This window comes from Micromonospora sp. NBRC 107095 (assembly GCF_030269705.1).
Taxonomy (GTDB): Bacteria; Actinomycetota; Actinomycetes; order Mycobacteriales; family Micromonosporaceae; genus Micromonospora; species Micromonospora parva.
Genome location: NZ_BSTU01000003.1, coordinates 1 through 14,208 on the forward strand (window position 1 = coordinate 1; position 14,208 = coordinate 14,208).

12 protein-coding genes are annotated in these 14,208 nt (G+C 71.3%); 3 read left to right on the top strand and 9 right to left on the bottom strand.

Annotated features, from left to right (window positions below):
* Positions 1 to 690: 690 nt before the first annotated feature.
* From uvrC to rsgA, 4 genes are all read right to left on the bottom strand, one after another.
* Positions 691 to 2,679, bottom strand: a complete 1,989-nt coding sequence (gene uvrC / locus QSK15_RS16800; RefSeq protein WP_285795153.1) for an excinuclease ABC subunit UvrC — start codon at positions 2,677 to 2,679, stop codon at positions 691 to 693.
* A gap of 193 nt (positions 2,680 to 2,872) precedes the next feature.
* Entirely contained in the window at positions 2,873 to 3,358 is a 486-nt protein-coding gene (locus tag QSK15_RS16805) for a Rieske (2Fe-2S) protein (RefSeq protein ID WP_285795154.1), read from the bottom strand.
* A 163-nt stretch (positions 3,359 to 3,521) separates the two neighbouring features.
* Positions 3,522 to 6,467, bottom strand: a complete 2,946-nt coding sequence (gene uvrA, locus QSK15_RS16810) for an excinuclease ABC subunit UvrA (protein WP_285795155.1) — start codon at positions 6,465 to 6,467, stop codon at positions 3,522 to 3,524.
* Positions 6,468 to 6,646: 179 nt separating this feature from the next.
* Positions 6,647 to 7,717 (bottom strand): ribosome small subunit-dependent GTPase A, encoded by a 1,071-nt coding sequence (rsgA, locus tag QSK15_RS16815; RefSeq protein ID WP_285795156.1) that lies wholly within the window; start codon positions 7,715 to 7,717, stop codon positions 6,647 to 6,649.
* A gap of 179 nt (positions 7,718 to 7,896) precedes the next feature.
* Here rsgA and QSK15_RS16820 point away from each other — a divergent pair, with 179 nt between their 5' ends.
* Both QSK15_RS16820 and QSK15_RS16825 read left to right on the top strand, forming a co-directional pair.
* Positions 7,897 to 8,613, top strand: coding sequence for a maleylpyruvate isomerase family mycothiol-dependent enzyme (locus QSK15_RS16820; protein ID WP_285795157.1), 717 nt, complete (start codon positions 7,897 to 7,899; stop codon positions 8,611 to 8,613).
* 7 nt (positions 8,614 to 8,620) lie between these two features.
* Positions 8,621 to 9,274 (top strand): MBL fold metallo-hydrolase, encoded by a 654-nt coding sequence (locus tag QSK15_RS16825; protein WP_285795158.1) that lies wholly within the window; start codon positions 8,621 to 8,623, stop codon positions 9,272 to 9,274.
* A 154-nt stretch (positions 9,275 to 9,428) separates the two neighbouring features.
* On the opposite strand, the gene QSK15_RS16830 is transcribed toward QSK15_RS16825, so the two are convergent.
* Both QSK15_RS16830 and QSK15_RS16835 read right to left on the bottom strand, forming a co-directional pair.
* A complete protein-coding gene (locus QSK15_RS16830; RefSeq protein ID WP_285795159.1) occupies positions 9,429 to 10,037 on the bottom strand; it encodes a DedA family protein in 609 nt (202 codons plus the stop codon).
* A 103-nt stretch (positions 10,038 to 10,140) separates the two neighbouring features.
* Positions 10,141 to 10,824 carry a class I SAM-dependent methyltransferase gene (locus tag QSK15_RS16835; protein ID WP_352232183.1) on the bottom strand — a complete coding sequence of 228 codons (684 nt, stop codon included), beginning with the start codon at positions 10,822 to 10,824 and terminating at the stop codon, positions 10,141 to 10,143.
* 193 nt (positions 10,825 to 11,017) lie between these two features.
* Between QSK15_RS16835 and QSK15_RS16840 the strand changes: the two genes are divergently transcribed.
* Positions 11,018 to 11,221 carry a cold-shock protein gene (locus tag QSK15_RS16840; RefSeq protein ID WP_007072071.1) on the top strand — a complete coding sequence of 68 codons (204 nt, stop codon included), beginning with the start codon at positions 11,018 to 11,020 and terminating at the stop codon, positions 11,219 to 11,221.
* A 48-nt stretch (positions 11,222 to 11,269) separates the two neighbouring features.
* On the opposite strand, the gene QSK15_RS16845 is transcribed toward QSK15_RS16840, so the two are convergent.
* From QSK15_RS16845 to QSK15_RS16855, 3 genes are all read right to left on the bottom strand, one after another.
* Positions 11,270 to 12,547, bottom strand: a complete 1,278-nt coding sequence (locus QSK15_RS16845; RefSeq protein WP_285795160.1) for an MFS transporter — start codon at positions 12,545 to 12,547, stop codon at positions 11,270 to 11,272.
* Positions 12,544 to 13,119 carry an ArsR/SmtB family transcription factor gene (locus QSK15_RS16850; protein ID WP_285795161.1) on the bottom strand — a complete coding sequence of 192 codons (576 nt, stop codon included), beginning with the start codon at positions 13,117 to 13,119 and terminating at the stop codon, positions 12,544 to 12,546. The genes QSK15_RS16845 and QSK15_RS16850 overlap by 4 nt, the downstream gene beginning before the upstream one ends.
* A 107-nt stretch (positions 13,120 to 13,226) precedes the next feature.
* Positions 13,227 to 14,099 carry a hypothetical protein gene (locus QSK15_RS16855; protein WP_279518019.1) on the bottom strand — a complete coding sequence of 291 codons (873 nt, stop codon included), beginning with the start codon at positions 14,097 to 14,099 and terminating at the stop codon, positions 13,227 to 13,229.
* Positions 14,100 to 14,208: the final 109 nt, after the last annotated feature.

The following is a 14,208-nucleotide window of genomic DNA, read 5'->3' on the forward strand; positions in this document are numbered from 1 at the left end:
AAACCGCACGGGCACTGAACACCGGGGGGTGTGGCCGTGCGGGGAGGTTCGCGGGGGCCCGGCGACCTGCTGGGGGGTCGGCGTCGGGACAGGGTGTAACGGTTGCCGGTGGCGGGTCATTCCGCCTACCCGGGGCCGGCCGGTGGTGCTCGGCCGTGCGGGGGGTGTAACCGGGGCGGCCTGGCGGGTGTTCCCGGCGGCTGCTCTCCACCGGCCCGGGGCCGCGGTGGTCTGCCAGGTATAACGACCCCGCCCGGCCCCCGATTCCACCCGTGGGGTGGCCCCGACCACCCGACACCCCACCCAAACCGGACAAAATCGCCGACCCGACGCCTGCCTCGACGGCTGGCGGACCGGACACCGCGGACACAGCGGCTTGATCCACTCGGGTTTCAGGAAAACGCGGCATCCGCGCGCCTGGGACACCGCGACTTCCTGAAACCCGAGTGGATCACGCTCACCCGCGCCCCTCCGTCCGGCTGGACCCGTGCGACGAGCCGGGGGCAGAACACGCCGCGCGAAGCCGACGGCCGACCGGCCTGGCTGGCGGACCCGAACACAGCGGACACAGCGGCATGATCCACTCGGGTCCCGGAAAACGCGGCATCCGCGCGCCTAGGACACCCCGACATCATGAAACGCGAGTCGATCACGCCTGCTTCGCACCCGGGACACCCCGGCATCACAGGATCAGGCGTTGGGTTTCGCGTCCGCGCCGTCGACGGCCTTCGGGTCCTTGTCGAGGGCGGCCAGGATCGCCTCGGCGGTGCGCCGGCCCACCCCCGGCACCTCCGTGATCTCTTCGACAGTTGCGGCCGAGAGTCGCTTGAGCGAACCGAAGTGCCGCAACAGCGCTTTGCGCCGGACCTCCCCCAGGCCGGGCACGTGGTCGAGTGCCGACTCGGTCATCCGCTTCGAGCGGCGTTGCCGGTGGAAGGTGATGGCGAACCGGTGGGCCTCGTCACGCACCCGTTGCAGCAGGTAGAGCCCCTCCGAGGTACGCGGAAGGATGACCGGGAACTCGTCGTCCGGCAGCCACACCTCCTCCAGCCGCTTGGCCAGCCCGCAGAGTGCCACGTCGTCGATGCCCAGGTCGGCCAGGGCCTGCGCGGCGGCTGCGACCTGTGGGGCACCGCCGTCGACGACCACCAGCTGCGGCGGGTACGCGAATTTTCGCGGCCGGCCGGTGGTCGGATCGATCAGGACGCCGACCTGCGGTTCGACCGCGTCTCGCGGAGCGGCCGGGTCGTCGGCCGACTCCACGCCCACCTCGCCCGTCTCGGCCCTGGCGTCCAGGTAGCGGGCGAAGCGGCGGCGAAGCACCTCGGACATCGCGGAGAGGTCGTCGGTGGCGCCCCGGACGATGAACCGCCGGTACTCGCTCTTGCGGGGCAACCCGTCCTCGAAGACAACCATGCTGGCGACCACGTCGGTGCCCTGGATCTGCGAGATGTCGAAACACTCGATGCGCAGCGGCGACGTGCTCATGCCCAGCGCCTCGCTGATCTCGTCCAGTGCCTTGCCCCGGGTGGTCAGGTCACCGGAGCGCTTCAGCTTGTGCCGGGCCAGCGCGTCCTTGGCGTTGCGCTCCACCGTCTCCATCAGGGAACGCTTGTCGCCACGCTGCGGCACCCGTAGCGACACCCGACTGCCCCGGTGACTGGAGAGCCAGTCGGCCAGCGCGTCGGCGTCCGCAGGCAGCTCGGGCACGAGCAGCTCGCGGGGCACGTCGGCCTCGCCGTGCTCACCGCCGTACACCTGGGTGCAGAAGTGGTGCACCAGGTCTCCGGTGGTCAGGTCCTCGGTCTTCTCCACGACCCAGCCGCGCTGGCCGCGGACCCGGCCGTCGCGGACGTGGAAGACCTGCACGGCCGCTTCCAGGGGGTCGTCGGCGAACGCGACCACGTCCGCGTCGGTGCCGTCGCCCAGCACCACTGTCTGCTTCTCCATGGCCCGGCGCAGCGCGGCCACGTCGTCGCGCAGCCGGGCGGCCCGCTCGAACTCGAGCTGCTCGCTCGCCTCGGTCATCTCGCGTTCGATCTTGCGGACCATGGTGTCGGTGCGCCCGGCCATGAAGTCGCAGAACCCGTCGACGATGGCCCGGTGTTCGTCGGCGGAGACGGTGCCGACGCACGGGGCCGAGCACTTGCCGATGTAGCCGAGCAGGCAGGGACGACCGACCTGACCGGCCCGCTTGAAGACGCCGGCGGAGCAGGTCCGGGCGGGGAACACCCGCAGCAGCAGGTCGAGGGTTTCCCGGATCGCCCAGGCGTGCGAATACGGGCCGAAGTAACGCACGCCCTTGCGCTTGGCGCCGCGCATCACCTGGAGTCGCGGGTACTCCTCGTCGAGGGTGACGGCGAGATAGGGGTACGACTTGTCGTCGCGGTAGCGGACGTTGAACCGCGGATCGTACTGCTTGATCCAGGTGAACTCCTGCTGGAGCGCCTCGACCTCGGTGCCGACGGTGATCCAGTCCACCGACTCGGCGGTGGTGACCATCTGCCGGGTGCGCTCGTGCAGGTTCCAGACGTCGCCGAAGTAGGAGTTGAGCCGGCTGCGCAGATTGCGCGCCTTGCCGACGTAGATCACCCGACCGGTGCCGTCGCGGAAGCGGTAGACCCCCGGTAGCTCCGGGATGGTGCCGGGTGCGGGGCGGTAGGTAGAGGGGTCAGCCACGCCAGCAAGCCTAGTCCGCGGCACCGACAGCCCACGGCAGGCGCGTGATCCACTCGGCGTCCCGGAAGTCGGGGTGTCGGCACGCCACGGACACCCCGACTTCCCGAAACGTGAGTCGATCAAGCAGCGCCGGCCTAGCGGCCAGACCAGCCCGGGCCGTCAGAGCAGCCCGGCTGTCAGGCCGGCCCGGCCGTCAAGCCAGCGAGATCTGGTCGCCGGTGACCTTGATGTTCTTCGGCGGCAGCGGCTTCGTGGCCGGGCCGGCCTTCACCGAGCCGTCCTCGATCGAGAACTTGCTGTTGTGGCAGGTGCAGTTGATGGTGCCGCCGTCGACGTTCGTCACCGGGCAGTTCTGGTGCGTACAGATCGGGCTGAAGCCCTTGAACTGACCGGCCGTGGGCTGGGTGATGACCACGCCCTCGGCGGCGAGGACCTTGCCGCCGCCGACCGGGATGTCGGCGGTCGTGGCCAACGACTGGGCGTTCTGCCGGTCGCCGCCCCCGGCGTCGCCGGTGCTGGGCACTGCGGGGCCCGCACTGGTGGGTGCGTCACTGCCGCTGCCGCCGTCGTCGCTGCCGCAGGCAGCCAGGACGACGGCCGCGCCGACCGCCCCGACGCCGGTGAGCAGGGTACGGCGTGTCTGGGTACCCGAACCGGTCAGCGCCTGATCGTCACTCATGCCTCGCCTCTCTCTAGCCCGCTGCGCCGGTCGGAAGCCGGCCACACTTCTCCACACGCGCAACTGTGCCGGATGGTTCATGACAGCAACCGGCCGACCCGGCAAATGGGGCGGGGCGGGTCGTCATCCGACCCGCCCCGCCCGACGAACACGTACAGAGAGATCAGCGCGCGCCGGCCGGCACCTTGCGGCTGGCCCGCGTCTTGGTCGCGCCGTTGGCCTTGGCGGCCCGGGTGGTGGCGGCAGCCGCACCCTTGGCCTCGCCGTCGAGCTTGAGCACCTGGCGCAGGAACTGACCGGTGTGGCTCTCCGCCACCTCGGCGACCTCCTCGGGGGTGCCGGTGGCGAGCACGGTGCCGCCCCGGTGGCCGCCCTCGGGACCCATGTCGATCAGCCAGTCGGCGGTCTTGATCACGTCGAGGTTGTGCTCGATGGTGATCACCGTGTTGCCCTTGTCGACCAGCCCTTCCAGCACCATCAGCAGCTTGCGGATGTCCTCGAAGTGCAGACCGGTGGTCGGCTCGTCGAGCACGTAGACCGTCCGCCCGGTGGAGCGCTTCTGCAACTCGGAGGCGAGCTTGACCCGCTGCGCCTCACCACCGGAGAGGGTCGGTGCGGGCTGACCGAGGCGGACGTAGCCCAGGCCGACGTCGACGAGCGTCTTCAGGTGCCGGTGGATGGCCGGGATGGCGGAGAAGAACTCGGCGGCCTCCTCGATCGGCATCTCCAGCACGTCCGAGACGGTCTTGCCCTTGTAGTGCACCTCCAGGGTCTCCCGGTTGTACCGGGCGCCCTTGCAGACCTCGCAGGGGACGTACACGTCGGGGAGGAAGTTCATCTCGATCTTGATCGTGCCGTCACCCGAGCACGCCTCGCAGCGCCCGCCCTTGACGTTGAAGGAGAACCGCCCCGGGCCGTACCCGCGGACCTTCGCCTCGGTCGTCTCGGCGAAGAGCTTGCGGACGTGGTCCCAGACCCCGGTGTAGGTGGCCGGGTTGGAGCGCGGCGTCCGACCGATCGGCGACTGGTCCACGCCGACGACCTTGTCCACGTGCTCCAGACCGGAGACCCGGGTGTGCCGGCCGGGCACCAGCCGGGCGCCGTTGATCTGGTTCGCCAGCACCGCGTAGAGGATGTCGTTGACCAGCGTCGACTTGCCCGAGCCGCTGACCCCGGTGACGGCGATCAGCTGCCCGAGCGGGAACCCGACGGTCAGGTTGCGCAGGTTGTGCTCCCGCGCGCCGTGCACCACCAGCTCACGGGCCGGATCCTGCGGGCGACGGGTCGACGGTGTCGGGATCGACCGCTTCCCGGACAGGTACGCCCCGGTGATCGACTCCTTGTTCTTCAGCAGCGCCGGCACCGAGCCGCTGTGCACGATCTTGCCGCCGTGCTCGCCCGCGCCCGGCCCGATGTCGACGATCCAGTCGGCGGTGCGGATGGTGTCCTCGTCGTGCTCCACCACGATCAGCGTGTTGCCCAGCCCGCGCAACCGGATCAGGGTCTCGATCAGCCGGTGGTTGTCGCGCTGGTGCAGCCCGATCGACGGCTCGTCGAGCACGTAGAGCACGCCCACCAGGCCGGAGCCGATCTGGGTGGCCAGCCGGATGCGCTGTGCCTCACCGCCGGAGAGCGTGCCGGCCGGGCGGTCCAGGGAGAGGTAGTCCAGGCCGACGTCCAGCAGGAACCGCAACCGGGCGTTGATCTCCTTGAGGACCCGCTCGGCGATCATCTTCTGCCGGTCGGTCAGCTCGATGCCGGCGAGCAGGTCGGCGCACTCCCCCACGGACAGGTTGCAGACCTCGGCGATGCTCTTGCCGGCCAACGTGACAGCGAGCACCTCGGGCTTGAGTCGGGCACCGCCGCACGCCGCGCACGGCACGTCGCGCATGTAGCCCTCGTACTTGTCGCGGGACCACTCGGACTCGGTGTCGGAGTGCCGGCGCTCGATCCACTGCACCACGCCCTCGAAGCCGGTGTAGTAGGAGCGCTCACGGCCGTACTTGTTGCGGTAGCGCACGTGCACCTGGTCGTCGGAGCCGTGCAGGATCGTCTTCTGCGCCCGCGCCGGCAACGCCCGCCACGGGGTGTCGATGTCGAAGTGCTGAGCCTCGCCGAGCGCCTCCAGCAGGCGCAGGAAGTACTCCAGGTTGTGCCCGGTGGACCAGGGCTGGATGGCGCCCTCGCGCAGGCTGCGCTCCGGGTCGGGGACCAGCAGCTCCGGGTCGACCTCCTTTTTGGTGCCCAGGCCGGTGCACTCCGGGCAGGCGCCGTACGGCGCGTTGAAGGAGAAGACCCGGGGCTCGAGATCCTCGATGGCCAGTGGGTGGTCATTGGGGCAGGCCAGGTGCTCGGAGTAGCGGCGCTCGCGGTCCGGGTCGTCTTCCGGCAGGTCGACGAAGTCGAGCAGGACCAGACCACTGGACAGCCCCAGCGCGGCCTCGACCGAGTCGGTGAGCCGCTGCTTGGCGCTCGGCTTGACGGTGAGCCGGTCGATCACCACCTCGATGGTGTGCTTCTCCTGCTTCTTGAGCTTCGGCGGCTCGGTCAGCGGGTGCACCACGCCGTCGACCCGGGCCCGGGCGTAGCCCTTGGCCTGCAGCTCGGCGAAGAGGTCGACGTATTCGCCCTTGCGGCCACGGATCACCGGGGCGAGCACCATGAACTTGGTGCCCTCGGCCATGGCGAGGACCCGGTCGACGATCTGCTGCGGGCTCTGCCGGGAGATGCGCTCGCCGCAGACCGGGCAGTGCGGCTCACCGATGCGGGCGTAGAGCAGGCGGAGGTAGTCGTAGACCTCGGTGATGGTGCCGACCGTCGAACGCGGGTTACGCGAGGTGGACTTCTGGTCGATCGAGACGGCCGGGCTCAGGCCCTCGATGAAGTCGACGTCCGGCTTGTCCATCTGGCCGAGGAACTGCCGGGCGTACGAGGAGAGCGACTCGACGTAGCGGCGCTGCCCCTCGGCGAAGATCGTATCGAAGGCCAGGCTCGACTTGCCCGACCCGGACAGCCCGGTGAACACGATGAGTGCGTCCCGGGGCAGGTCGAGACTGACGTCACGCAGGTTGTGCTCGCGCGCGCCACGGATGATCAGTCGGTCGGCCACAGTGCGTGTACTCCCGGGAGAAGATGAAGCGAAGGATGTGTCCCGCTCTGGGTGCTCTTGAGCGGTCGTGCGGGCGCGGAAAACACGCCTCGGCAACTCTAGCCCCGAGGTACGACAGTTTCCCTCGCCCGCACATTCCCCCAGCTCAGCCCGGTCGGCCGCCCGCCGACGGACCCCGGTCAGTAGCCCCCGGGCAACGGCGGGCGACTGGCTCGGCGTCGGGCCGAACGCCACCCGCCGCGCCGCTCCGCCGCCACCCGCGCCTCCCGCCGCCGACTCTCGTGGGCCACCTCACCCTGCAACCGCCGCCAGCTCTCCCACCGACGGGTGGAGAGCTCGCCGGTGTGCAGCGCCTCCCGGACCGCGCAGGCCGGCTCGCCGTCGTGGCCGCAGTCGGCGTACCGGCAGCCCTCGGCCAGCCCGGCGATGTCGGCGAACGCCCGGTCGAGCCCGGCCGCGCCATCCAGCAGACCGACCGCCCGCACGCCGGGCGTGTCGATCACCGCGCCGCCACCGGGGACGGATACGAGAGCCCGCCAGGTGGTGGTGTGCCGGCCCTTGCCGTCCACCCGCCGGATTGCCTGCGTGGGCATCATCACCGCCCCGACGAGGGCGTTGACCAGGCTCGACTTGCCGGCACCGGACGGGCCGAGCAGGCCGAGCGTGCGACCGGGGGCCACCTCGGCGCGCAGCGGGTCCAGCCCGAGGCCACGTTCGGCGCTGACCGGCAGCACCGGCACCCCGGGGGCGACAGCGGCCAGCTGGCGGGCCAGCGCGTCCGGGTCGGCCGCCAGGTCCGCCTTGGTCAGTACGACCAGGGGCCGGGCGCCGGACTCGTGGGCCAGGGAGAGCAGCCGCTCGATCCGGCCCACGTCCGGCTCGGGGTGCACCGGCTCCACCACGGCGGCGGCGTCGAGGTTGGCGGCCAGCACCTGACCGCTGGCGTCCTTGCCGGCGGTACGCCGGATCAGCGCGCCCCGCCGGGGCAGTACGGCCTCCACGGTGACCCGGCGGTCCGGCCAGTGGGTGAGCAGCACCCAGTCCCCGGCGCAGGGCAGCGCGGACGGGTCCCGCGCGGCGACGGTCAGCACCGCCCCGCCGAGGCTGGCCCGGACCGGGCCGACGGTGGTGAGCACCGTGCAGACCCCCCGGTCCACCCGGGCCACCCGACCCGGCTGGTGCTCGCCGCGGCGAGCGGCGTACGCCGCTCGCTCGGCGTCCCAGCCGAGGGCGGTCAGATCGATCGTCATAGCATCCTCATCGGTGTCGAAGCTGGTGATGGCGGAACACGCGTGCCACGTCCGGCATGATCAACCACCTCCGTCCGATGTCCCGGTGCCGCGTCTGCCGCTGACGGTAGGTCGTGCGCCGACGCGCCGAAAGCGATTTCCCCGGCGACGCCGCGACGGCGGACCGCTAGGGTCGACGGGTGACCACGGATCCGCTGCTGCTGATGGGCGAGGTGGACGCGGCCACCAGCCGACTACTCCGTACCGCCGCGTCTTTCGACGCCGCGGACCTGGCTGCCGCGTCGCTGCTGCCGGGCTGGACGCGCGGCCACGTGCTGGCGCACGTGGCGCGCAACGCCGACGGCTTCGTGAACCTGCTCACCGCGGCCCGCACCGGGAAGGCCCTGCCGATGTACGCCTCGTTGGAGGCCCGCACGGCGGACATCGAAGCCGGTTCGGGCCGACCGCCGGCCGCGCACCTGGACGACCTGCGCCGCACCGCGGACCTGTTCGCCGAGGCGGTCGCGGCGATGCCGGCCGAGGCGTGGGCCGCGACGGTGCAGGCACGCAAGGGACCGTGGCCGGCCGCGCTGCTGGTCTGGGGTCGGCTACGCGAGATCGAGGTGCACCACCTCGACCTGGCCGCCGACTACCGGGCCACGGACTGGTCGGAGGCGTTCGCCCACCGACTGCTGCGCGAGGCGGCCAGCCATCACGGCACCGGTCCGACGCCCCCGTCGATGGTGCTCCGTCTCGACGGCAGCGAGCATGAGGTGGTGATCGGGAAGCGGGTCGGCGCCCCGGTCGTCGCCGGTCCCGCCCCCGACCTCGCCGCCTGGCTGATCGGCCGTGCCGACGGCACCCCGCTCTCCGTCACCCCCGACGGTCCCCTGCCTACTCCACCGGAATGGATATAGAAACGTCATGACATACAACGGAGACGTCACGAACGGCGGCGCACCCGCGGTTCGGGAGTTGGCCGGGCTGACCATCAACAAGCTGTCGGTGGGCCCGATGGACAACAACGCCTACCTGCTGCGCTGCACGGGCACCGGTGACCAGGTGCTGATCGACGCCGCCAACGAGGCGCCGCGACTGCTCGACCTGATCGGCGACGGTGGGCTCACCGCCGTGGTGACGACCCACCAGCACATGGATCACTGGGTGGCCCTGGAGGAGGTCGTCGCCAAGACCGGCGCCCGGGTGCTGGTGCACGCCGACGACGCGGCGGGCCTGCCGATCGAGGCGGAGCGGCTGGCCGACGGCGACACCGTGGCGGTCGGCGACTGCACGCTGGAGGTCATCCACATCAAGGGGCACACCCCGGGTTCGATCGCGCTGCTCTACCGCGACCCGGCCGGCACCCCGCACCTGTTCACCGGCGACAGTCTCTTCCCTGGTGGCGTCGGCAACACCGACAAGGACCCGGAGCGGTTCGCGGCGCTGATCGGCGACGTCGAGCGGAAGCTGTTCGACAAGCTGCCGGACGACACCTGGTTCTACCCGGGCCACGGCAAGGACAGCACGTTGGGCGCCGAACGCCCCGCCCTCCCCCAGTGGAAAGCCAGAGGCTGGTAACCCCGCCACCAAAAAGGATCACCAACCGTCGACCGAGAACCAACAAGATCAACAACCCACCGTCGTAGGCGGCACCCCCCGCGTGACCCGGAACCACGACGGGGGCGGGGGCCCGCCGCAACCCGACCCCGAGCCCCCAGAGCGCGAACAAAGCTCAGCCAACGACGGAGAACAACCGCCGCCGCGCCCCCAGCAACGCGACGGAGGCCAGCACCAACCCGACCCCCATGGTGACCAGCAGCGGGCTGGGGTTGCCCGGCAGCAGCCCGACCACCGACCGCGCCGCGGTGCCCAGGGCCAGGTAGAGACCGGCCCAGGCGGCCGCGCCGAGCGTCGCGCAGCCGAGAAATCGGCGGTACGACATCCGCAGCCCGCCGGCGGCCAGTGGCAGCAGCGCGTTGAAGACGGGCAGGAACGGCGCGACGACCATCATCCGACCGCCGCCGCGGCGCAGGATGCCTTCCGCCGCGGCCCAGCGGGGCTCGCCGATCCAGCCGCCGACGCGGCTGCGGCGCAGCCGGTCGGAGTAGCGACGGCCGATCAGGAAGCTCACCGACCAGCCGGCCAAACAGCCGACCAGCACCGCGGCGAAGGTGGCCAGCCCGGTGGTCGGGCGGCCGACCCCGACGGCGGCGAGGATCGCGACGTCGCCGGGGATGAGGACACCCAGCAGGGGTACGGCGTCGAAGAGCATGACGAGCCCGAGTGCGCCCATCAGCAGCAGAACCGGTAGTTCTCCGATCTGGGCCACCCATTGCGTCATGCGTCGACGCTATGGCCGCCGCGCCACTTCGGACATCGGGTCGTAGCCCCCAGCGACCCCTGGTATCCGACTCGGGGTCGTCCCTGAGTCGGGGGTTTCCGCCTCAGGTCGGACGCAGCACCTGCACGCGACGCAGCGATGAGTCGACAGAGGGTTCGGTGGTGGGCACCGGGTAGTCGGCCAGCACGGCCAGGCGGTCCGCCGGTAGGTGTCCGCGGCCCGGGTCGCCGACCAGCACGTCGGCGCCGGCGGCTGCGGTCCGTTGCAGGAAGGGCAGCATCCGGTCGGCCATCGCGCGGTCGTAGAAGACGTCCCCGGCGACCACCAGGTCGGCCTTCGGCTCGGTGCTGTCGAGCAGGTCGTTCCCGGTGGCGTCGACGGCGACGTGGTTGGCCCGCGCGTTGAGGGTGACGGCGGCGACGGCGTACGGGTCGATGTCGTTGGCGATGACCTCCGCGGCGCCGGCCAGCGCGGCGGCGATGGCCACCAGCCCGGACCCGGCGGCGAGGTCGAGCACCCGGCGACCGGCGACCAACTCGGGGTGGTCCAGCAGGTGGCGGGCCAGTGCCTGCCCGCCGGCCCAGGCGGACGCCCAGTACGGCGCTGGCAGCGCGTGCCCGGCGGAGGCCTCCATCCGGGCCCACCAGACGATCGCGTCCTCGGCCAGGTGCAGCCGCACCTCGGGGACGAACGGGGTGGGCATCAACCGGAGTCTGTCCAGACCGGAACCGGGCGTGCCGACCTCGCGTTCCAGTTCGGTCAGCGCGTCGGCTTCGGCACCCCTCATCGGCGCAAGCATGCCCCAGTGGCGGTTGGTCGGGGCGATTTTCGCGGTCCGCCGCGCAGAGTTCACCCGAGTTCGCTCGAAGACCTACGGCACTTCGGCCAGCGGATCGGGGTTTTGCCCGTTACTGTCGAACAGGTACGGGCGATCATCGGCCAGAGGCCGAGGGTCAGCCGCTTTGAACAGGGAGAGATGCATGGCAACCGGCACGGTTAAGTGGTTCAACTCGGAAAAGGGCTTCGGCTTCATCGAGCAGGACGGTGGAGGGCCGGACGTGTTCGTCCACTACTCCGCCATCGCGACGAGCGGCTACCGGGAGCTCAACGAGGGCCAGAAGGTCGAGTTCGAGGTGACCCAGGGGCAGAAGGGTCCGCAGGCGGACAACGTCCGCCCGATGTAGCTCCGTGCCGGTGACGGCGGCCGGTCTCCGGCCGCCGTCGCAGCGCACTCAAGACGACGCCGGGGCGGCGGGCAGGTCCCGCCGCCTCCGGATCGGCCCCACCAACACAATCAACGGGGTGAGCGCCAACCAGGCGGTCATTCCGACAATTGCCGTCTGGACGCCGTAACGTGCGCCGATCGCACCGGCCAGCACGGCCGCCAGCGGGATCGTGCCGTAGTTGAGCAGGTGCATGCTCACCGTCACCCGGCCCAGCAGGTGGTGCGGCGTGTAGGTCTGCCGGAAGGCGCCCTTGACCACGTTGCCGATGGCCACCCCGAGGCCGATCAGCAGGCCGCCGAGCGCCGGCCAGGCCAGCCCGATGCCGGGCGCGGCGAGGGGGATGAGCAACGCGGGTGGGCCGGTGAGCGCCGCCGCGACCAGCAGCGCCCGCGCGGTGCCGCAGCGGCGGGCCACCGTGGTGGCGACCAGCGCGCCGATGATCCCACCGGCGCTCATCACCCCGACGAGCCCGCCCACCAGGCCGGGCTCGAGTCGCAGTTCGCGGACCAGGAAGACCACCAGGACAGCCTGGTAGCCGGTCAGCCCGATGTTGCTGGCCGCGCCGAAGACGGTGAGCACCCGCAGGTACGGGTCGCGGATGACGAAGCGCAGCCCTTCGGTGATGTCGCGGCGCAGCGAGCGGGATCGCTCCGCGCGGCGTACCCGGGGTTCGCGGGTGCGGATGCGCAGCAGGAACACCGCGGACAGCAGGAACGTGAGCGCGTCCAACACCAGCGCGGCGACGGCACCGATGAGTTGGGCGATCAGGCCGGCGAGGCCGGGGCCGACGACGTAACTCACGGTCTGGGTCGCCTGGAGCTTGGCGTTGCCCTCCGGCAGTTGCCCGGGTCGAAGCAGCACCGGCAGGTAGACCTGGTCGGCGGTTTCGAAGAAGACCCGCGCGGCGCCCGCGCCGAGGGCGACCACCAGCAGTTGCCCGACGGTGAGCCGGTCCAGCAGGGCGGCCAGCGGCACGCTGAGGAAGGCCGCCGCGCAGAGCAGGTCGCAGACCACCATGACCGGTCGGCGGGGCAGTCGGTCGACCCACGCGCCGGCCGGCAGGCCGATCAGCAGCCAGGGCAGCCAGGCGGCGGCGGTGAGCACCGCCACCTGGAAGGTGCCGGCGTCGAGGACGGCGACCGCGACCAAGGGCAACGCGACAGTGGTGACGTTGCTGCCGACGCTGCTGACCGCCTGCCCGGCCCAGAGCAGCCGGAAGTCGCGGTGCCGCAGCAGTCCGCCGGTCGGCCGCAGGTCGGTCGGGTCGCGGGTGGTGGTGGTCACGGTTGGGCCGGTACGCCGTGGACGAACACGAAGACCGGCCTGCGGTCGGCGTCGTCGTCGGGTAGGTCCCGGTCGGCCCAGCGGGCGAGGACGCCGACCATCTCGCGGCTCAGCTCGGCCAGTTCCTCGGGCGTGAGGCGCAGCCAGTGGTCGGTGGAGAACGGCGCGTCGTTCCAGCTGGCCTGGGTGCTCTCGTCGACGGCGTGCCAGGCCCGGGCCAGGGCGACGTGCCGGTCCAGGTTGAGGGAGGTGGCGGCGTCGGCGACCGCTCGGGAGGCCGGGTCGGTGTCGAAGTCGGTGTTGGACCAGCGCAGCCCTCGGGTGACCAGGCGCCACCACCGTTCGCGCCGGTCTCGGGCCAACTCGGGCGCCTCGGTGACCAGGTCCGCGGCGGCGAGGACCTTCAGGTGGTGGCTGACGTTGGCGGGGGCCTGGTCGGTGCGCTCGGCGAGCAGGCCGACGGTGGAGGGTCCGTGGACCTTGAGCACGTCCATCAGCCGGCGGCGCAGCGGGTGGGACATGGCGGCCAGCACCCGGGAGTCGGTGACCTGGCGTACGTCGGAGCGTTCCATGACGCCATCGTCACATCCGCAACAGCTGTTGCGCAATGACTATTGCTCAACATTCGTTGCGGAACACTGCCGGGAGGGGCGGCCCGGCGTCCCGGGCCACCCCTCGCTCAGGCGACCAGCCGGCGGGCCAGCTCGTCGGCGACCTGCTTGGCCATGTTCGGCGGGATGGCCGCGGCGATCTTCTCCGGCGTCAGCGAGGCCAGCACGCCCGCCACGATCGCCGGCTCGTCGGTGAAGTCCCGGTTGGACAGCGCGGTCAGCGCCGTCTGCAACGCGCTGAGCTGGGCGCCGATCGACCGCAGGGTGGGGTGCGCCGAGGTGAAGTTCGGGACCGTGGCATCCTCACCCATCGCCATCCGGGTGTAGATCTGCCCGACCGGGTTGCGGCCATCCAGCACTGTGAGGTTCTTGTGGACGGTGGCCAGCCAGTTGTGTTCTTCGGGGGTCATGTCGTCCTCCAGGAGTCCGATGGAGCTGAGGTAGCGGCGGAACAGGGGCCGCTGGTCGCGGCCCGCCTTGATGGCGTCGCGGAAGAAGCTGAAGTGGGTGTGCCAGCGGTGCGAGCTGTCGCCGCTGGTGCGCTTGCCGAGGCGGTCCCACCGCTTCACCGTGCTGCCATCGGGGCTGTAGATGATCTCCCGGATGTCCCGGGTGTCGGCGGCGTTCGCGGCGCACTGCGCGACGCACCAGACCGAGAAGCTGGCCAGGGTGTTCGTCCGACCGCCGGAGCGCACGTCGAACTGGCCGACGTCCAGCGCCGCCGCGTCGAGGGTCAACCCGGCCCGGTCACGGGGTGACTCGACCACCGAGTAGTCGTTGACGACCACCCGGTCCGATCCGCAGTGGTAGCCGCCCCGATGGGCCGAGTCGCCGACGATGCCGACCTCACCCGGATCCAGATCGTCTGGCCCGGGGGCGTTGTCGAGGTGAGTGAGGAGCAGGCTTCGGACGGCCAGAAGGTTAGCCGGGGCCCGAGTCATGAGGTCCCCCTTTCGAGAGGCGAGGACCGGGCACGACGTCACACCGCGTACGCGGTGCTGGGCTTCGGGCGAGCCCGGCCTACTGGTGCACGGCGCCGGGCGTTGACTC

Excerpts from the sequence above, each read along its gene's own strand:
- QSK15_RS16805 (WP_285795154.1), bottom strand. The coding sequence starts at position 3,358 with ATGAGTGACGATCAGGCGCTGACCGGTTCGGGTACCCAGACACGCCGT.
- rsgA (WP_285795156.1), bottom strand. The coding sequence starts at position 7,717 with ATGACGATCGATCTGACCGCCCTCGGCTGGGACGCCGAGCGAGCGGCG.
- QSK15_RS16825 (WP_285795158.1), top strand. The coding sequence starts at position 8,621 with ATGACATACAACGGAGACGTCACGAACGGCGGCGCACCCGCGGTTCGG.
- QSK15_RS16830 (WP_285795159.1), bottom strand. The coding sequence starts at position 10,037 with ATGACGCAATGGGTGGCCCAGATCGGAGAACTACCGGTTCTGCTGCTG.
- QSK15_RS16835 (WP_352232183.1), bottom strand. The coding sequence starts at position 10,824 with ATGAGGGGTGCCGAAGCCGACGCGCTGACCGAACTGGAACGCGAGGTC.
- QSK15_RS16840 (WP_007072071.1), top strand. The coding sequence starts at position 11,018 with ATGGCAACCGGCACGGTTAAGTGGTTCAACTCGGAAAAGGGCTTCGGC.
- QSK15_RS16850 (WP_285795161.1), bottom strand. The coding sequence starts at position 13,119 with ATGGAACGCTCCGACGTACGCCAGGTCACCGACTCCCGGGTGCTGGCC.
- QSK15_RS16855 (WP_279518019.1), bottom strand. The coding sequence starts at position 14,099 with ATGACTCGGGCCCCGGCTAACCTTCTGGCCGTCCGAAGCCTGCTCCTC.